Origin of the sequence: Mesorhizobium neociceri (genome assembly GCF_013520985.1) — a bacterium.
GTDB lineage: Bacteria > Pseudomonadota > Alphaproteobacteria > Rhizobiales > Rhizobiaceae > Mesorhizobium > Mesorhizobium neociceri.
Window position 1 is genome coordinate 88,336 of record NZ_JACDTY010000010.1, and the last position, 18,146, is coordinate 106,481.

At 63.6% G+C, this 18,146-nt stretch carries 20 protein-coding genes and 1 pseudogene; 11 read left to right on the plus strand and 10 right to left on the minus strand.

Annotation, left to right across the window (positions count from 1 at the left end):
- Positions 1–158 precede the first annotated feature (158 nt).
- Complete coding sequence (locus tag H0241_RS20360; RefSeq protein ID WP_181059512.1) at positions 159–1,100, minus strand: nucleoside hydrolase; 942 nt, start codon at positions 1,098–1,100, stop codon at positions 159–161.
- Between the two features lie 144 nt (positions 1,101–1,244).
- Between H0241_RS20360 and H0241_RS20365 the strand changes: the two genes are divergently transcribed.
- Both H0241_RS20365 and H0241_RS20370 read left to right on the plus strand, forming a co-directional pair.
- The gene (locus tag H0241_RS20365) at positions 1,245–1,670 is read left to right on the plus strand and encodes an Hsp20 family protein (RefSeq protein WP_013893014.1); all 426 of its coding nucleotides are present in this window, start codon (positions 1,245–1,247) and stop codon (positions 1,668–1,670) included.
- 65 nt (positions 1,671–1,735) lie between these two features.
- Positions 1,736–1,993 (plus strand): BQ00720 family protein, encoded by a 258-nt coding sequence (locus tag H0241_RS20370; RefSeq protein ID WP_023683072.1) that lies wholly within the window; start codon positions 1,736–1,738, stop codon positions 1,991–1,993.
- A gap of 136 nt (positions 1,994–2,129) precedes the next feature.
- On the opposite strand, the gene ptsN is transcribed toward H0241_RS20370, so the two are convergent.
- From ptsN to lptC, 6 genes are all read right to left on the minus strand, one after another.
- Complete coding sequence (gene ptsN / locus H0241_RS20375) at positions 2,130–2,594, minus strand: PTS IIA-like nitrogen regulatory protein PtsN (protein ID WP_135898701.1); 465 nt, start codon at positions 2,592–2,594, stop codon at positions 2,130–2,132.
- 106 nt (positions 2,595–2,700) lie between these two features.
- On the minus strand, positions 2,701–3,285 hold the full coding sequence (gene hpf / locus H0241_RS20380) for a ribosome hibernation-promoting factor, HPF/YfiA family (protein WP_142869001.1): 585 nt from the start codon (positions 3,283–3,285) through the stop codon (positions 2,701–2,703).
- Positions 3,286–3,578: 293 nt separating this feature from the next.
- Positions 3,579–5,105 carry an RNA polymerase factor sigma-54 gene (gene rpoN, locus H0241_RS20385; protein WP_181059514.1) on the minus strand — a complete coding sequence of 509 codons (1,527 nt, stop codon included), beginning with the start codon at positions 5,103–5,105 and terminating at the stop codon, positions 3,579–3,581.
- Between the two features lie 215 nt (positions 5,106–5,320).
- On the minus strand, positions 5,321–6,139 hold the full coding sequence (lptB, locus tag H0241_RS20390) for an LPS export ABC transporter ATP-binding protein (RefSeq protein ID WP_181059516.1): 819 nt from the start codon (positions 6,137–6,139) through the stop codon (positions 5,321–5,323).
- A complete protein-coding gene (locus tag H0241_RS20395) occupies positions 6,136–6,720 on the minus strand; it encodes an LptA/OstA family protein (protein ID WP_023683069.1) in 585 nt (194 codons plus the stop codon). The genes lptB and H0241_RS20395 overlap by 4 nt, the downstream gene beginning before the upstream one ends.
- Positions 6,707–7,420: an LPS export ABC transporter periplasmic protein LptC gene (gene lptC / locus H0241_RS20400; RefSeq protein ID WP_181059518.1), complete on the minus strand. Its 714-nt coding sequence runs from the start codon at positions 7,418–7,420 to the stop codon at positions 6,707–6,709. Before lptC ends, H0241_RS20395 begins: the two co-directional genes overlap by 14 nt.
- 296 nt (positions 7,421–7,716) lie before the next feature.
- Between lptC and sppA the strand changes: the two genes are divergently transcribed.
- The 4 genes from sppA (at position 7,717) to lhpI (ending at position 10,432) form a co-directional block, all read left to right on the plus strand.
- A complete protein-coding gene (gene sppA / locus H0241_RS20405) occupies positions 7,717–8,673 on the plus strand; it encodes a signal peptide peptidase SppA (RefSeq protein WP_181059520.1) in 957 nt (318 codons plus the stop codon).
- A gap of 80 nt (positions 8,674–8,753) precedes the next feature.
- Complete coding sequence (locus H0241_RS20410; protein ID WP_006200394.1) at positions 8,754–9,038, plus strand: integration host factor subunit beta; 285 nt, start codon at positions 8,754–8,756, stop codon at positions 9,036–9,038.
- Between the two features lie 53 nt (positions 9,039–9,091).
- Positions 9,092–9,436: a lipopolysaccharide assembly protein LapA domain-containing protein gene (locus H0241_RS20415; protein WP_181059522.1), complete on the plus strand. Its 345-nt coding sequence runs from the start codon at positions 9,092–9,094 to the stop codon at positions 9,434–9,436.
- A 30-nt stretch (positions 9,437–9,466) separates the two neighbouring features.
- Positions 9,467–10,432, plus strand: coding sequence for a bifunctional Delta(1)-pyrroline-2-carboxylate/Delta(1)-piperideine-2-carboxylate reductase (lhpI, locus tag H0241_RS20420; protein WP_181059524.1), 966 nt, complete (start codon positions 9,467–9,469; stop codon positions 10,430–10,432).
- Between the two features lie 106 nt (positions 10,433–10,538).
- Here the strand turns inward: lhpI and H0241_RS20425 are convergent, their stop codons facing one another.
- The 3 genes and pseudogenes from H0241_RS20425 to H0241_RS20435 form a co-directional block, all read right to left on the minus strand.
- Complete coding sequence (locus H0241_RS20425; protein ID WP_181059526.1) at positions 10,539–10,973, minus strand: EVE domain-containing protein; 435 nt, start codon at positions 10,971–10,973, stop codon at positions 10,539–10,541.
- Positions 10,974–10,984: 11 nt separating this feature from the next.
- A pseudogene (locus tag H0241_RS20430) lies at positions 10,985–11,331 on the minus strand (VOC family protein).
- Positions 11,332–11,406: 75 nt separating this feature from the next.
- Positions 11,407–12,093: a helix-turn-helix transcriptional regulator gene (locus H0241_RS20435; RefSeq protein ID WP_181059528.1), complete on the minus strand. Its 687-nt coding sequence runs from the start codon at positions 12,091–12,093 to the stop codon at positions 11,407–11,409.
- A gap of 127 nt (positions 12,094–12,220) precedes the next feature.
- On the opposite strand from H0241_RS20435, the gene H0241_RS20440 reads away from it, so the two are divergent.
- The 5 genes from H0241_RS20440 to H0241_RS20460 all read left to right on the plus strand — a co-directional run bounded on the left by H0241_RS20440 (position 12,221) and on the right by H0241_RS20460 (position 18,125).
- Positions 12,221–13,297, plus strand: coding sequence for a class I SAM-dependent rRNA methyltransferase (locus H0241_RS20440; RefSeq protein ID WP_181059530.1), 1,077 nt, complete (start codon positions 12,221–12,223; stop codon positions 13,295–13,297).
- A 17-nt stretch (positions 13,298–13,314) separates the two neighbouring features.
- Entirely contained in the window at positions 13,315–14,172 is an 858-nt protein-coding gene (locus tag H0241_RS20445) for a TrmH family RNA methyltransferase (RefSeq protein WP_181059532.1), read from the plus strand.
- Positions 14,169–14,657 carry a signal peptidase II gene (gene lspA, locus H0241_RS20450; protein ID WP_181059534.1) on the plus strand — a complete coding sequence of 163 codons (489 nt, stop codon included), beginning with the start codon at positions 14,169–14,171 and terminating at the stop codon, positions 14,655–14,657. The genes H0241_RS20445 and lspA overlap by 4 nt, the downstream gene beginning before the upstream one ends.
- Before the next feature lie 99 nt (positions 14,658–14,756).
- Complete coding sequence (gene acuI / locus H0241_RS20455) at positions 14,757–15,746, plus strand: acrylyl-CoA reductase (NADPH) (protein WP_181059536.1); 990 nt, start codon at positions 14,757–14,759, stop codon at positions 15,744–15,746.
- Positions 15,747–15,833: 87 nt separating this feature from the next.
- Positions 15,834–18,125: a response regulator gene (locus H0241_RS20460; protein WP_181059538.1), complete on the plus strand. Its 2,292-nt coding sequence runs from the start codon at positions 15,834–15,836 to the stop codon at positions 18,123–18,125.
- The last annotated feature ends 21 nt before the right edge of the window (positions 18,126–18,146 follow it).

Here is an 18,146-nt window from a genome sequence, read left to right on the forward strand (position 1 = left end):
ACCTTCTCCCCTTGTGGGAGAAGGTGGATCGGCGCGATAGCGCCGAGACGGTTGAGGGGTGTTCCAGCGGAGTGAGACGTTGGCGTTCAATGGAACACCCCTCATCCGTCGCCTTCGGCGACACCTTCTCCCACAAGGGGAGAAGGTAAAAAAGCCCCCTAAAGCCGCGCCAACCTCTCAATCAGCAGCGCGAAAAACGCGTCATGGTCGATGTCGCGCATCACCATGGCGTTCTTCGGCCGCTTGGTCACGCCCCACCAGTCGATCACGGTCATGCCCATGGTGAGCTCGGAGGCCGTTTCCACGGTGACGTTGCAGTTGCGGCCCTTGAACAGCTCTGGCTTCAACAGATAGGCGATGACGCACGGATCGTGCAGCGGGCCGCCATCGGTGCCGTATTTTTCCTCGTCGAAGCGTTCGAAGAATTCCAGCATCTCGGCAGTCGCGGTGCCGACCCTGGTGCCGAGCTGGCGGATGGCCTGCGTGCGCTTGGCCGTGGTCAGCGCCTTGTGGGTGACGTCGAGCGGCATCATGACGATTGGAATGCCGGATTTGAACACCAGGTCGGCGGCCTGAGGGTCGACATAGATGTTGAACTCGGCGGTCGGCGTGACATTGCCACCCTCGAAGAAACCGCCGCCCATCAGCACGATTTCCTTGATGCGCGGCGCAATCTTTGGTTCGCGGATCAGCGCCAGCGCGACATTGGTGAGCGGGCCGAGCGCGCACAGTGTGATCGTGCCGGCCTCTTCCTTCATCAGCGTCTCGACGATGAAATCGACCGCATACTGGCCCTGCAGTTTCATCTTCGGATCGGGCAGTTGCGGGCCGTTGAGGCCGGTCTTGCCATGCACTTCCTCGGCGGTGACGAGTTCGCGCGCCAGCGGGCGGAAGGCGCCGGCATAGACCTTTATATCGGGCCGGCCGGCCAGTTCGCAGATTTTTCTGGCGTTCTTCTCGGTCAATTTCAGCGGCACGTTGCCGGCAACAGCGGAGATGCCGACGATCTCGAGTTCGGCGCTGCCGAGCGCCAGCAATATGGCGACGGCATCATCCTGGCCGGGATCCGTGTCGATGATGATCTTGCGGGTCTGGGGCATTTCATTTCCTTATGCGGGGGAGTCTTTTTGGCGGGGGTTTTAGACGGCTTGAACTTGGCCGCGGCGCGGACCATATCAAGACCATCGGGAAAAATGCCATCCGGGTTTTTCCAGTTTATGTCGCTCCAAAGAGGACAGTGTAACATGAGCCGAATGACGCCCTTCTCCAGCCCGCTTCTCCTGGGTTTCGATGCCATGGAAAAGACCTTGGAACGATTGGCGAAATCCGGTGACAGCTATCCTCCCTACAACATCGAGCGCCTCAGCGGTGCCGACGGCAAGGCCGAAAGGCTGCGCATTACGCTCGCTGTGGCGGGATTCGCCGAAAGCGACCTCGATGTCACCACGGAGGAAAACCAGCTGGTCGTGCGCGGCCGTCAGACCGACGACACCGAGCGCGAATTCCTCCACCGCGGCATCGCCGCGCGCCAGTTCCAGCGCTGTTTCGTGCTGGCCGACGGCATGCGGGTGATCGCAGCGGAACTGAAGAACGGCCTTTTGTCGATCGATCTCGATCGGCCGGAGTCCGAACGGCTGGTACGGAAAATAAATATATCGGTGAAAGACTGATCTTTACCGATGGCTCTCATGCGGGATGGCCTTGAGCGGCGTCCTCGCGCCAAGGAGGCTTTGAAATGACCAGAACTGACGAAACCATCACCATGACCAGCGGCGAATTCGCCCACCTCGGCGAAGGCTCGGTCGCTTACCTCCGCAAGGTCTCGAGCGACGAACTGCTCGGCCGCTTCCCCAATCTCGGCGAAATCGCGCCCGGTATGGTCCTGTGGGCCCTGTTTGCCGCCAACGGCCAGCCGATCCTGCTTTCGGATGCGAAAGACCGGGCTTTGGCCGGCGCCATGGAAAACGACCTGACGACTGTCGCCATTCACTAAACCATGATCCCGAAAAGTGGGAACCGGTTTTCGGGCAAGATCATGGTTAATCGATAAGAATAGGCGATAGCAGTCAGTGTTCGAAATGGAGAGGGCCGCCCATGGCGGCCCCTGGAAGGCTTAATCCAACAAAACTTCAGGCTGCGTGCGAGGCCTGCGTGTCCGACAGTAGCGCGTGGATGGCGACCGCGTCGCGCGTGCCCCTGATCTTGGCCACCGTGTCGGCGTCGCGCAGCACCCTGGCGATGCGCGACAGCGCCTTGAGATGATCGGCGCCGGCGCCCTCCGGGGCCAGCAGCAAGAACACCAGATCGACCGGCTGGTCGTCCAGCGCCTCGAAATCGACCGGCGTCTCCAGCCTGGCGAAGACGCCGGCGATGCGCTTCACCCCGGCGAGCTTGCCATGCGGAATGGCGATGCCGTTGCCGACGCCGGTGGAGCCCAGCCGTTCGCGCTGCAGGATGGTGTCGAACACTTCGCGCTCCGGAATGCCGGAAATCGCCGCCGCTCTCTCGGACAGCAATTGCAGAAGCTGTTTTTTGGAGTTCGCCTTCAACGCCGGCAAGATCGCCGGAACGTTGATAAGATCGCTCAGATCCATGCTTGAAAATCCCTTATTCGCCTGCCGTCGCCAGTCCTCGCCCCTCGCGCGGCTGGCTATTATCTCTGTGCGACTGTTGTCGTCACGCCCGTGCGACCCATTGTCGTTACGCTTGTGCGACTTTGGTCGTGGACGGGTCGATCCAGCCGATATTTCCGTCCGGCCGCCGATAGACGATGTTGAGGTGGTCGTTTCCGGCGTTGCGGAAGACGAAGACCGGGCTCTCCTTGGTGTCGAGCTCGATGACTGCCGACGCCACCGACATGGTCTGCAGCGTCATGGTTGATTCGGCGACGATGGCCGGGGCGAAATCCTCCGGAAACTCCTCATCGTCGTCGGCAAGCGGCGCCATCACCGTATAGGCGATGTCGGTGATTTCACCATTTCCATTGCCTGAATTGTGCGATTTCAGACGGCGCTTGTAGCGTCGGAGCCGGGTTTCGAGACGGTCCGCCGCCGCCTCGAAGGCAAGCGTTGGATCCTGGGCATCGCCGGTCGCCTGCAGCGAAGCGCCGGAATCCAGCCTGATCATGCAATCGGCCGAATAGCGCGACCCCGATTTGATGACGGTGACATGCCCTGAAAAACCGCGATCGAAATATTTTCCGATCGCTTCGCCGACACGATCGGTGATGCGCGTACGAAACGCATCGCCGATATCCATGTGCTTTCCCGATATGCGCAGCTTCATCTGAAAACTGACCTTCCTTGCTCAGGCTTCAAACTGGCCAGAGTTTATACTCGTGGTCCGTGCGCACAAGCTTTGCGGCGTCAACTCGCGCCGATTTTAGATCCGAACTTTCCGGTTGATCACAATCCGCCTTCTTGGCCGTCCCGTGGCCTTCATCGTGACGGACCATCCGCATGCGGGCCGCAAGCCCATCTCATGCGGGCGGGCTTCTAGACACTTCATTGCGGCTTGTCAATGAAGGTCCAAAGTCGTGGAAATCCAGCCATAGCAAAAGCCCTGCCGTGCAAGCAGAACTAGCGCCCGGCGCTGGCCAGAGCGCGCTTTTCACGCCGCCGCTGCACCGACGAAGGAATGTTCATGCCTTCGCGGTACTTGGCCACGGTGCGCCTGGCAATATCGACGCCGCTTTCCTTCAACATGTCGACGATGGCGTCATCGGACAGCACGTCGGCAGGCTTTTCCTCGTCGATCAGCTGCTTGATGCGGTCGCGCACCGCTTCCGAGGAATGCGCGTCGCCGCCGCCCGACGCCGCAATCGAGGCAGTGAAGAAATAGCGCAGCTCGAACACGCCGCGCGGCGTCAGCATGTATTTGTTGGCCGTCACCCGGCTGACGGTCGATTCGTGCATGCCGATGGCGTCGGCCACCGTGCGCAGGTTGAGCGGCCGCAGATGGCGCACGCCATGAACGAGGAAGGCGTCCTGCTGGCGCACGATTTCCGACGCCACTTTCAGGATCGTCTTTGCCCGCTGGTCGAGGCTGCGCGTCAGCCAGTTGGCGTTCTGCAGGCATTCGGCCAGGAAATCCTTCTCCGCCTGGTTCTTCGCCTGCGGCGAAACCTGGGCGAAATAGATGTGGTCGACCAGCACGCGCGGCAGCGTCTCGGCATTGAGCTCGACCGTCCAGCTGCCGTCATTGGCGGCGCGGACTTCGACATCGGCGACGATGGCGTCGCTTGTGCCACCCGAAAACGCCGTGCCCGGGCGCGGATCGAGCGCGCGGATTTCGGCCAGCATGTCGAGGAGATCCTCCTCGTCGACCCCGCAAAGCCGCTTCAGCGTCTGGAAATCGCGCCGCGCCAGGAGTTCGAGGTTGGCGACCAGCGTCTTCATCGCCGGATCGAGGCGATCGCGCATGGCAAGCTGCAGCGACAGGCATTCGGCAAGGTCGCGCGCAAACAGGCCGACCGGCTCGAATGTCTGGCAGGCCGCCAGCACCTTGGCCACCATGGCCTGATCGGCGCCGAGCCGTTTCGCGATCTCGGCCGGATCGGCGCGCAGATAGCCGGCCTCGTCCAGGCCATCGGCCAGTTCGCCGGCAATCAGCCTTGCGGCCGGATCGGCAAAGGCAAGCGCGATCTGCTCGCCGACATGCTGGCGGAGCGTGATGGCCGCGGCGGCCATGTCGCCGACGTCGAAGCCTTCGGACGAGCCGGACGAACCATTGCCGGTGGCCGACTTCCATTGCGCCGTCAGGTCGGGGCCGAGCCGCTCGCTGGTGCCGGGATCGTCGGGAAACAGGTTTTCCAGTGAGCTGTCGAGCTTGTCCGAGATCGCTTCGGCGCTCCAGACCGTCTCGCTCTCGAACCAGTCGCCATCGGCGGCAGGCTCAGGCGCGGCATCGCCCTTCTGCACCTGGTCACTTGCGGCATCATCCTGAGGTTCGGCACGCTCCAGCAGCGGATTGCGCTCGATCTCGTCGTCGATGAAGTGGTCGAGCTCGATATGGGTGAGCTGCAGCAGCCTGATCGACTGCATCAGCTGCGGCGTCATCACCAGCGACTGGGATTGTCGTAGCTGTAATTTTGCCGCCAGCGCCATGGTTCGGTTTCAAACGCCCTTCTGCACCCGGAAGCCTACACATCAGAAGCTGCCGGAAAATGAATTTTTCCGACCCTCCATAGAAACTGGCCCGGCTTTTGCTTGTCAAGGCGAATGCTGGCAAAAGGCCCCTACCGGAGCATTATCTCACGCAAAATCGGAGAAAAAAGGCCCGGCGGGGCGGCAAAAGTAGCGTCAGGAAACAAATTTCACGCTCAGAGCGTAAAACCCTCACCGAGGTAAAGCCGGCGCACATCGGGGTTCGCCACCACTTCGTCGGCGCGGCCATGCGTCAGCACCTGGCCGGCATGGATGATGTAGGCGCGGTCGATGAGGCCGAGCGTTTCGCGGACATTGTGGTCGGTGATAAGCACGCCGATGCCGCGCGCCGTCAGATGGCGCACCAGCTGCTGGATGTCGGCCACCGCAATCGGGTCGATGCCGGCGAACGGCTCGTCGAGCAGCATGTAGGCCGGCCGCGTCGCCAAGGCGCGCGCGATTTCCAGGCGCCGCCGCTCGCCGCCGGACAGCGACATGGACGGCGACTTGCGCAGATGGCTGATGTGGAATTCCTCGAGCAGTTCGTCGAGACTGCGCTCGCGCACCTTGCGGTCCTTCTCGACCACTTCGAGCACGGCGCGGATGTTCTGCTCGACATTCAGGCCGCGGAAGATCGACGCTTCCTGCGGCAAATAGCCGATGCCGAGGCGGGCGCGGCGGTACATCGGCATCGAGGTGACGTCGAAACCGTCGATCTCGATCGTGCCTTCGTCGACCGGCACCAGGCCGGTGACCATGTAGAAACAGGTGGTCTTGCCAGCGCCGTTCGGGCCTAGCAGCCCGACAGCCTCGCCTGCGCGCACACCGATGGTGACGCCACTGACCACCTTGCGACCCTTGTAGCTCTTGGTCAGACCCTTGGCGATCAGGGTGCCCTTGAACTTCGCGGAATCGACGGTGACTGTGGCCGGTGCAGCAAGTTTGCTGGCCGCCCGTCCCGGAAGGCGGGTCAGCAGCGACGATATGCCAGTCATTCGGGCTTCGGCGCCTCGGATTTCGGCGGCGGCGTCATCGACATGATGACGCGCCCGCCGCAGCCATCAACCTGAGCCAGGCCGCTCTTCATCTGCACGGTGAGCTTGCAGCCCTTGAGCACGTTGGGGCCCTGCGACAGCACGACCTCCTTGCCCGACAGGACAAGCACCTGCGTCTTCATGTCGAACGTGGCGTTGTCGCCAGTGGCGATCTGGTCGTTCGACTTGATGTAGACTTTGTTTTTGACCACAAGGTGGTCGATGTTGGCCGAGCCGGTCATCGCCGACGCCCCGGCTGCCGCACCCTTGGCGGCATTGGGGTCCTTGACGTAGTAGACCTCCATGCTGCCAGCCTTGAGCAAAGTCGGCCCTTGCGTGACGGTGACATTGCCGCTGAACAGCGCCATGCTGTCGGCTTGGCGGACCTCCAGCTTATCGCTCTCGATCTGGATCGGCTGGTCACCCGACAGTTTGAGCCCGGATTGGCTGCTGGCGCTGGACTGAGCCCAGGACGGCGCCATACCCAGCAACAGCAAGGCCGAAGCTGCGGCGACAAGCCGTGCCGAATTACTGGGACGCATTCGATTCTCCGCTCTTTGCCTCTGCCGCCTTCATAGTAGCCGGATCGATGTGGACGCTTACTTTATTTTCGAAAACGACAACCTTGCCATTTTCCTCGACCGACATCGAACCCGCCGTGATCCGCGAGCCGTCACGGCTTACATCGACCGGATCACCCGTCTTCATAGAGCCTTTGCCCATGTCGAGGAAGACCGATTTGAAGATGGCAGCGACACCGTCGGTGGTGGTGACGGTGACGTCGCTGGTCATGTCCATCGTGTTGGCGCTGCGGTTATAGATGCCGCGCTTGGCGTCCACGGTCGCCACATTGTCGGCCGTCAGCGGCAGTTTGGCATGAATACCTTCGAGTTCGATGATGTCCTGCTTGCCGACGTCCTGGATGGCGCGCAAGGCCGTCAGCGAATAGGGCAGCTTGCCCTTGGTGAAACCGTTGAGCTTCGGATTGGCCATCACCAGCTTGCCATCCGCGAAAGCGGTGCCGTCTGCCTGTATCGAAATGTTGATCGGCGCCGCGAGATAGGAATAGACCGGAAAGGCAACCGCGATCCCGGCGGCAAGCACCGGCACTGCAAACTTCAGCACGCGCACGCGGCGCGAATGGCGCTGGGCGCGGTCGAAGGCATCGCCGCGCGTGCCCGCTGGCGCCGTGGGCGCCAAGGCCGCATCGGCGTTGGTCGTTTCGTTCGATCGCGCTAGCATGACTGTCTTCTAATAAACCCTTGTCCGCCAAAACACCTGCTATAGGTGGGTTGCCGGCCCCCGCAAGCAAGCACAAGCGGAGGAAAACCGCAAAAATGTGACGGCCGTTGTTTTTGCAAACGGAAATCAGGCGACACAATTTCGGCACTTCATAGCAGAAACGAACGCGCCGCGTCATTTTTTCCTGAAATGCCTCCGTCCTGAAGGTCGCTTCGTCGCAGGCCCGTCAGGAAGAGGTAGCCGGGCGCGGACGCTTGCTTTAAAAGCATCGCTTCCCACCGACTATGAGGCAGACCATGGCACTGAGAGCCGACGACCTGATCGACCGCCGCCGCTTGCGACGCAAGCTGACCTTCTGGCGCGGCGTCGCCGTCGCCATCGTGGCGCTCGGGGTGGTTGCGCTTGCAGGCTGGTTTTATGGCGAAGACCTCGGCGGCTCTTCCGTCGACCACATCGCCAAGGTCAGGATCGAAGGCACCATCACCGAGGACGAGGAACTGATCAAGCGGCTGGAAACCATCCGCACGTCCTCGCAAGTCAAGGGCGTCATCCTGGCCATCGATTCGCCCGGCGGCACCACGGTCGGCGGCGAATCGATCTACGAAGAGGTGCGCAAGCTTGCCGCCGACAAGCCGGTGGTGGCCGAGGTCGGCACGCTGGCGGCATCGGCCGGCTACATGATCGCCAGCGCCAGCGACCACATCGTCGCCCGCAAGACCTCGATCGTCGGCTCGATCGGCGTGCTCATCCAGTATCCCGATGTCAGCGGCCTGATGGACAAGGTCGGCATCAAGCTCGAGGAAGTGAAATCTTCGCCGCTGAAAGCCGCGCCCTCGCCTTTCAAGCCGACCAATGACGATGAGCGCGCCATGGTCCGCAAGCTTATCCTCGACAGCTACGACTGGTTCGTCGGAATTGTCGCCGAGCGCCGCAAGATGACCCGCGAGCAGGCACTCGCCCTGGCCGACGGTTCGATCTTCACCGGCCGCCAGGGCCTCGCCAACGGTCTGATCGACGCTGTCGGCGGCGAGAGCGTGGCGATCGACTGGCTGGCGACCAAGGGCGTCGACGCTAAGCTCAAGGTGGTGGAGTGGAAAGACACCGAGCGGCGTGGCGGCTTCCTGTTCTCGAAGGCAATGGCGCGCAGCGTGGGCGGCGCGCTCGGCCTGTCGGACGCCGACAGCGACGTTCTACACGAAATTGGCGCCGATCGCTTGTTTCTTGACGGTCTCGTTTCCGTCTGGCACCCTTGATCTGCCGTTTGGGGCGAGTAAAAAAGCAAATAAAATCATCCCGATAATTTGACCGCAGCGCTTTCACGGGGACCTTTCTGATGATCAAATCCGAGCTTGTGCAGATCATTGCCACGCGCAACCCGCATCTTTTCCTGCGCGACGTCGAAAACATCGTGGGGGCGATATTCGACGAGATCACCGATGCCCTTGCCGAAGGCAATCGGGTCGAGTTGCGCGGCTTCGGCGCTTTTTCGGTGAAAAACCGCCCTGCCCGGACCGGCCGCAACCCGCGCACCGGCGAATCCGTCGAGGTCGAGGAGAAGTGGGTGCCGTTCTTCAAGACCGGCAAGGAATTGCGTGAAAGGCTGAACGGCGGCAAATAAGCGCGGACTTGACGCGTCGGCCTTCTCAAGGCCTGCCTTCCCAGGGAATTCTTATGTTCAATCGCTTCCTGCTCATCGTGGTCTTCGTGCCGCTGGCCGTCATCCTGATTGCGCTGGCCGTCGCCAACCGCGAACTGGTCGCCTTCACGCTCGACCCGTTCAACCCCGGCAACCCGAAGCTGACGCTGAACTTGCCACTGTTCATCTTCCTGTTCGTGGCACTGGCCATCGGTATGGTCGTCGGCAGCCTGGCGACCTGGGTCAAGCAGGGCCGCTACCGCAAGCTGGCGCGCCAGCGCGGTGTCGAGGCCGAGAATTTGCGCCAGGCGGTCAGCCGCGTGCCGGCCGCGCCGCAAGGCTCAGGCCAGGGGACGGCGCTGCCGAAGCCAACGGCCTGAGCCGGCGCTTTTATCTTCGCGGAGTTTTGCATGCTGACCATTTCGGCCGACGCTGTCGACCAGGCGCTGACCTTTCCCGGACTGGTCGAGACATTGCGCGCCGCCTTCCGCGAGGGCGCTGTGCAACCCGTCCGGCATCATCACGAGGTCGAGCGACCGGACGGTGCCACGTCAACGCTGCTTTTGATGCCGGCCTGGACCGACTTTCATGCTGCCGGCACATCGGCGGGCGGTCATATCGGCGTTAAGATCGTCACCGTATCGCCCGACAACAACGCCATCGGCAAGCCGGCTGTCATGGGGCTCTATCTCCTGCTCAACGGCGCCACCGGCGAGCCCGAGGCGCTGATCGACGGCCAGCGGCTGACGCAGTGGCGCACCGCTTGCGCCTCGGCGCTGGCTGCCCACTATCTCGCCCGCGAGGACGCCTCGCGGCTCTTGGTGGTCGGCGCCGGCGCGCTGTCGCCGTTCCTCGCCAAGGCGCATTCGGCGGTGCGGCCGATCAAGACCATTCGCATCTGGAACCGCACGCCGGCCAATGCCGAAAAGGTCGCGGCGGACTTACGCGCTGAAGGTTTTGCGGCCGAGGCGGCAAGCGATCTCGACGCCGAGCTTGGTCAAGCCGACATCGTCTCGTCGGCGACGATCACGACGATGCCGCTCGTCAAGGGCGCGCTGCTGAAACCAGGCGCGCATGTCGATCTCGTCGGCGGCTTCACGCCGACCATGCGCGAAAGCGATGACGATGCAATCACGCGCGCCCGCATCTATGTCGACACCCGCGCCGGCGCCACCAAGGAAGCCGGCGACATCGTCCAGCCCTTGGCCTCAGGCGTGCTGATACCGGAAGCCATCGTCGCCGATCTGCATGAACTGGCGCGCGGCGAAAAACAGGGCCGGCAGGGCCCCGGCGAGATCACGCTGTTCAAGTCGGTTGGCGCCGCGCTCGAGGACCTCGCCGCCGGCATTGCCGTCTACAACGCTCTCAAGCCGTAGCGTCTGCCGGCGTCACGGCGTCAGCCTTGCGATCGAACAGCTGCTGACAACTTGTGTGTCAGCAGCCTTGCCACGATGTGCCGTACCAATCCCATGTCTGAAGACCTCAGGCTGGCTTCGTGGCTTCGGCTCCCATCGCCTCGGCGATCAGCGAGAAATCATACGCGGTGATTTCGAACAGGCCAAAGCGCAGCTGATAGCCCCAGGTCGATTTGCCCGCGGTGAAGTCGAGTTGTTCGAGCAGCGGCTTGATCGGCGCTTCCTCAGCCTTGGCCCATTCGACATCGCGCCGGAACGGCGTGAAGCCGGCGCCCATATCGCCCTGGTAGGGCTCACCTTCGCGCACGGTGCCAACTGCCGTGAAGGACTGCAGGCCGTCCTTCTCGCGCAGAATTGTGGTCGGCGAGTAGTAGGCGATGCCGTCGCCGGGCTTGATGCGGCGCAGGGGTGCGGCCTTGCCGTGATTGACCTGCATGAAGCCGGCCCCGCGGCCGCGCCGCACATGTTCGGCGGAAGCGACCGCGATCCAGTATTTCGTCATGATTGTTGTCCTCAATCGTTCGGGCAGAAGACACGCAGGCGATGACCGTCGGGATCGAGCGCGACAAAGGTATGGCCAAAACCCATATCGACCGGCGCCTGCAGGATTTTCAGGCCGCGCCGCGCCAAATCGTCATGCGTTGCCGCGACTGTGGCGATGTCGCCGACCGCGAAGGCGACCTCGCCGCCGGCTCGACGGTATGGCGCGACCACAGGCCGAGCATCAGCCCATTGTCGAGCGCAAACAATACGAAGGTCGGTGAACTCTGCACCGGCTCACGGCCGAGCAAGGCGGTGTAGAAAGCACCGCTCTGCTACGGCTGATCGACATAGAGGATGACGAAATTCGGGGTTGCCATGGGTCTGTCTCCAAGATTGGGTGTTTCGACTTGGGGACCATAGGACGAGCTACTGTCAGATTCTGGCAGCAGCGATCATCGACTGCGCAGCCTGTCGACCACCCGCCATTCCTTGAGCAACGCCTGGCGGCGGCGGGGATAGCGGATATCCGTGGCGTTGAGACCGGACATACGGTCTGCACGAAAATGTCTAAAATCCTGCCGCGCCTCGCACCAGGCCACCACCACCCGCACCTTGTCGAAGAAGCCGAGCGCGAACGGCCAGACCATGCGCTCGGAAGCGGCGCCGCCGGCATCACGGTAGAGAAAGCCGAGTTTTCTCTCGTTGCGGATCGCCTGGCGCACCAGGCCAAGGTCGATGCCTTCGACGGCCTCGCCGCGCGGCCCGACCAGCAGCGTGTTTGCATCGAGATCCTCGCGCAGATCGTCCGGCAGCACGGCGGCGATCTTGGCCAGCGCGTCGGCGGCCGCCGCCGACAGCCGCTTGTCCGGTTGTCTGGCAACCCAGCGCGATCCAAGCACAATCGCCTCGATCTCCTCGTCGGTGAACATCAGCGGCGGCAGCATGAAGCCAGGCTTCAGCACATAGCCCAGCCCCGCCTCGCCCTCGATCGGCGCGCCTTGCCCCTGCAGCGTGGCGATGTCGCGGTAGAGCGTGCGGATCGAAACGCCCATCTCGCCGGCAAGCGTGCGGCCACTGACCGGCCGGCGATGCCGGCGCAGGATCTGGATCAGGTCGAGCAGGCGTTCGGAACGGGACATGATTCCAGATTTGCCTGTTTCCTCAGCGAGGTCCACCACCTCAGACATTCGCATGCTGGACCATTTTGTTTGCGCAGCCGGTGACCCTATGTCAAAAGCGGCCTGCCGCCTCCGGAGACGCTCCTGCTTGAAGTCTTTTCGCGACAAACGCCGCGACAACCGTCCGCCCACAAAGGGCAGGGCCGAACACGCGCGGCCGCAGCCGAACGCCGCGCCAGTTCGACCGGAAGCCAAGCGCCACGAAACAAAACCGGACGACCGGTCTGATCCGAAACCCGCGCCGCGCATCCTTGCGCGCCGCGACGGCGCCCTGCCGGCCGAACGCCTGCCTGTGATCCTCGAAGTGGCGCCCAATCAGGATTATGCGCTGCTGGACAGCGGCGCCGGCGAAAAGCTCGAACAATACGGGCCCTACCGGATCGTGCGGCCCGAAGGCCAGGCGATCTGGCAAAAGGCCTTGCCGGCCAGGGACTGGGACCGCGCCGACGCCATCTTCACCGGCGACACCGACGAGGAAGGCATCGGCCGCTGGCGCTTTCCCAAGACGCCGCTCGGCGAGACCTGGCCGATGAAGCATGACGGCATCGACTATCTCGGCCGTTTCACCTCGTTTCGCCATGTCGGTGTCTTCCCCGAGCAGGCTTCGCACTGGGACCACATGGCCAGCCTGATCGCGGCGGCAAAGCGCCCGGTCAAGGTGCTGAACCTGTTCGGCTATACCGGCCTCGCCTCTCTCGTGGCAGCCCGCGCCGGCGCCGAGGTCACCCATGTCGATGCCTCCAAGAAGGCGATCGGCTGGGCGCGCGAGAACCAGGAAATGGCCGGCCTCGGCAGCAAGCCGATCCGCTGGATCGTCGACGACGCGGTGAAATTCGCCGAGCGCGAGGAGCGCCGCGGCAGCCGCTACGACATCGTCCTGTTCGACCCGCCAGCCTATGGCCGCGGCCCCAAGGGCGAGGTCTGGCAATTGTTCGAGGATCTGCCCGGCCTGACCGATCTCTGCCGCGCGATCCTGACGCCGAAGCCGCTGGCCGTGGTGCTGACCGCCTATTCGATCCGCGCCTCCTTCTTCGCCATCCATGCCTTGATGCGCGACACCTTTGCCGGCATGGGCGGCACGGTCGAGTCAGGCGAACTGATCATCCGTGAGCAATCCGCCGGCCGGGCGCTGTCGACATCGCTGTTTTCGCGCTGGGTGGCCTGAATGTCCGGGAGTCGAGAATGAACGAGCGGCACGCCGGCGCGCCGGGGCAGGTCAAGGAAGTCACCAGCCTTGCCAACCCGCTGATCAAGGACATCAAGGCGCTCGCCCAGAAGAAATTCCGCGACCAGCAGAACGCCTTCATGGCCGAAGGGCTGAAGCTGGTGATCGACGCGCTCGATCTCGGCTGGTCGATCAGGACGCTGGTCTTCGCCAAGGCCGGACGCGGCAATGCGGCCGTCGAGAAAGTGGCGGCGCGCACGGTTGCCGCCGGCGGCACCGTGCTCGAAGTGTCGGAAAAAGTGCTGGTCGCCATCACCCGCCGCGACAATCCGCAAATGGTGGTCGGCGTCTTCCAGCAGAAACTTCTGCCGCTAAGAGATATCCGCGCTCACGATGGCGATGTCTGGGTGGCGCTCGACCGGGTGCGCGATCCCGGCAATCTCGGCACCGTCATCCGCACCGTCGATGCCGTCGGCGCCAAGGGCGTGATCCTGGTCGGCGAAACCACCGATCCGTTTTCGGTCGAGACCGTGCGCGCCACCATGGGCTCGATCTTCGCCGTGCCGGTAACCAAGGCGACGCCGGAAGCATTTCTGGCCTGGCGAAACAGCTTTTCAGGCCTTGTCGTCGGCACCCACCTGAAAGGGGCGGTCGACTACCGCTCGGTCGATTTCTCCAGAGGTCCGGTGCTCTTGATGATGGGCAATGAGCAGCAGGGCCTGCCCGACAATCTGGCCGAAAGCTGCGACCGGCTGCTCCGGATTCCGCAGGCCGGCCGCGCCGATTCACTCAACCTGGCGGTCGCCACCGGCGTCATGCTGTTCGAGATCCGGCGCGGCGCCCTGAAGCTTGCCCCCGAGGACGCCAAATCGTGAAATCATGGTCCCCCTACATCCTGCTGGCCATCGTCGCCTTTGCGCTCGATCAGTGGATAAAATATCTGGTCGAGACCACTCTCGCCTTTCAGGAGAAGATTGATCTGGTGCCGTTCCTGGCGCTGTTTCGTACCTTCAACACCGGCATTGCCTTCTCGATGTTCGAGTCCTTCGGCGACACCGGTCTGGTGGTGATTGCGGTTCTCGTCGTCGCTTTCGTGCTCTATCTCGCGACGCGTACGCCGCCCGGCCATGTGCTTGCCCGCATCGGCTTCGCGCTGATCGTCGGCGGCGCGCTGGGCAATCTCGTCGACCGCGCTACGTATGGCCACGTCATCGACTACATCCTGTTCCACACGCAGACTTGGTCCTTCGCCATCTTCAACCTCGCCGACGCCTGCATCTCGGTCGGCGCCGTGCTGATCGTCTTCGACGAACTCATCGGCTGGCGGCGCGAAGTGAAGCCGCAAGGTCCCGATGCTTGAACGCCCAACTCTTTTGACCAATTGACCTCGCCGGACCGTCGCCGCACAGTCCGGCCTGCCTTTGCCGGCATTCACAGCTGCTCGACCGAGGAGAAAAAAGTGTCCGAAACCTTCAAAGCCATCCTCGTTTCTCGCGACGCCGAAAAGAAGCAGTCGGTCGGGATCGTCGACCTCAGCGAAGCCGAGCTGATGGAAGGCGACGTCACCGTCGCGGTCGAGGCGACCACGGTCAACTACAAGGATGGGCTGGCCATATCAGGCAAGGCGCCGGTGATCCGCCGCTGGCCGCTGGTGCCGGGGATCGATTTCGCCGGTACCGTTCTCTCGTCGTCCCATGCCGACTGGCGCAAGGGCGACAAGGTGATCCTCAATGGCTGGGGCGTCGGCGAAACGCATTTCGGCGCCTATGCCGGACGCGCCCGCGTCAAGGGCGACTGGCTTGTGCCGCTGCCCGACGGCATCAGCGCCCACGACGCGATGGCGGTCGGCACCGCCGGCTATACGGCGATGCTGTGCGTCATGGCGTTGGAGCGGCACGGTATCCTGCCGGATCGCGGCCCGGTGGTGGTGACGGGTGCCGCCGGCGGCGTCGGCTCGGTCGCGGTCTCGCTCCTGTCCAGCCTCGGCTACCACGTCATCGCCTCGACCGGCCGCAACGCCGAAAGCCCCTATCTGATCGACCTCGGCGCCGCCGAAGTGATTTCGCGCGACGAGTTGTCCCAGCCGGCCAAGCCGCTGGCCAAGGAGCGCTGGGCCGGCGGCATCGATGCCGTCGGCAGCCACACGCTGGCCAATGTGCTGTCGATGACCGCCTATGGCGGCGCGGTCGCCGCCTGTGGCCTGGCCGGCGGCATGGATCTGCCGTCGAGCGTCGCCCCGTTCATCTTGCGCGGCGTCTCTTTGCTCGGCATCGATTCGGTGATGGCGCCCAAGGCCGTGCGCCTGGAAGCCTGGCGCCGCGTCGGCAGCGATCTCGATCTGGAAAAGCTCGCCGGCCTGTCGACGACCATCGGCTTCGACGGCATCATCGCCGCCGCCCACGACATCGTCGAGGGCAAGATCAGAGGCCGCGTGGTCGTGGATATGTAAGGCTTAAGGCGGCGAAAGTGCATTACCGCTAAAATTCGAACGATCCGCCGCAATCTTCCATAATCTCTATCTGGCAAGGATTTCCGCATGATCGCGGAGTCCGCCAGGAAAGAGAAGAGCCATGCCGAGAGCGTCGAAGGGCCGAGCCCGGCGACGCCTAGGCGGCAGCATGTTGCCCCGCCGCCGCTGGCGCCGGAATTTCCGCGCGCCACGCACGAGGGCCTGCTGTTCCTGACGGTCGTCGCCAGTGTCGTGCTGGCGGGCCTGTCCCACCTCACCGGCGCGCCGATCTTCATCACGATCGGCCTGCTGGTGACAGGCCTCGCCGGCGTCGCCATGCATCTGCGCGGCCGCCGCACCGTCCACCGCGCGACCGCCTTGCTCGACGAAACCGCCGCCCGCAGCCGCGCCGAGATCGAGACGCTGGCCGACCGCATGTGGGAGATGCAGGAGAGCGAGGAGCGTTTTCGCGGGCTGATTGATGCGCTCGGCGATCTCGTCGTCCATCGCGACCGCGACGGCCACATCGTCTATGCCAACAAGGTTTTCGCCGGCCTCGTCGAAACCGATCAGCGCGATCTTGCCGGCAGGACGCTGGCTGACCTCGGCATCGATGTCGGTGTTGTTCCCGACGCCGCCTTTTCCGATCACGAATGCCTGAGTTCCACCGACGTCTCCATCCGCACGCCGAACGGTCCGCGCTGGTTTTCGTGGATCGAACTGTCGGTGCGCGACAAGGATAGCGGCGCCGTTTCGCACCGGGCGATTGCCCGCGACATCACGGCCCGCAAGCGCGCCGAATCTTCGCTGATTACCGCGCGCGAGCGCGCCGAATATGCCAGCCAGGCCAAGTCGCGCTTCCTCGCCACCGTCAGCCATGAGATCCGCACGCCGATGAACGGCATCATGGGCATGGCCAAGCTTCTGGCCGACACCAACCTCTCGCCGGAGCAGCGCACCTATGTCGCCGCCGTCTCGACCTCGGCCAGCGCGCTTTTGGCGCTGATCGAGGATTTGCTCGATTATTCCAAGATCGAGGCCGGTCGCTTCGACCCGGAGCCGCAGCCGACATCTTTGCGCGAGGTTGCCGACAACATCATCGAACTGATGGCGGCGAAAGCTTTCGCCAAGAACATCGGCCTCGGCTGTCATGTCGAACCCGACGTGCCGCAGATGATCATGGCCGATCCCGGCAGGGTCAGGCAGGTGCTGCTCAACCTCATCGGCAATGCGATCAAGTTCACCGACACCGGCGGTGTGCTGGTCTCGGTTGCGCGGGTCCGCACCGAGACCAGCGACCGCATCTGCTTCACCGTCGCCGACACCGGCCCTGGCCTGCGCGAAGAGGACATGGAGCGCATCTTCGAGGAATTCGAACAGTCCGACGGCACCTCGACCCGCACCCATGGCGGCGCCGGCCTCGGCCTTGCCATATCGAGGCGCCTGGCGACGGCCATGGGCGGCTCCATTTCGGTGTCGAGCCGGCTTGGTGAGGGATCTGAATTCGTCTTCGAGCTCCCGGCCACAGGGGCCACCGAAGCGCCGCAGAACCGGCAGAATATCCTCGCCGGCCGGCGCGCCGTGATCGTGTCGAAGAACGCGGTAGAGGCCAATGCCCTAGCCCGCACCATCCGCGCCCATGGCGGCGTTATCGACCTCGCCACAACTGCTCCTCAGGCAGCGCCTTTCGCCGAACATTGCGACGTGCTGTTGATCGACGCCGCCATGGAAGACAGCGACGGCAGGCTGCTCAAGCGCCTGCGCCAGAACGGCTTTGCCGATTGCGAGGCGATCACGCTGATCGCGCCCACCGACCGCGGCATGCTTGGCGAATTCCGCGCCAGCGGCTACGCCACCTTCCTGGCAAGGCCGGTGCGCGGCGAAACGTTGATGCGCGTGCTGTTGACCAGCCATGCCCCAGTTTTGCCCCTGCCCAAGAAGCCGGAAAAAAGCGGTGCGTCATCGCTTCGGGCCGCCGGCGGACGCCAGCATGGCCTGTCGGTGTTGATCGCCGAAGACAACGATATCAACGCCATGCTGGCCCGCGCGACGCTACTAAAGGCCGGGCATCGCGTAAAAGTCGTCGGCAACGGCAAGGCGGCCGTCGAGGCGGTCACCGAAGCCGGGATGAAACACCGCTTCGACGTGGTGCTGATGGATTTGCACATGCCGGTGATGGACGGGCTGGATGCGATTGCCGCCATCCGCCGGCACGAGGAAGAAATGGCCGTGCCGCCGGTTCCGATCATGGTGCTGTCGGCCGACAGCCAGGAAAAGACCCGCCACACCGTGCTCGCCCATGGCGCCAGCGGCTTCGTCACCAAGCCGCTAGACCCCGACGCGCTGGTCCATGCCGTCGAAGGCCAGGTGGCCGCCTGAGGCCGCCCCGACGTGCTCTCT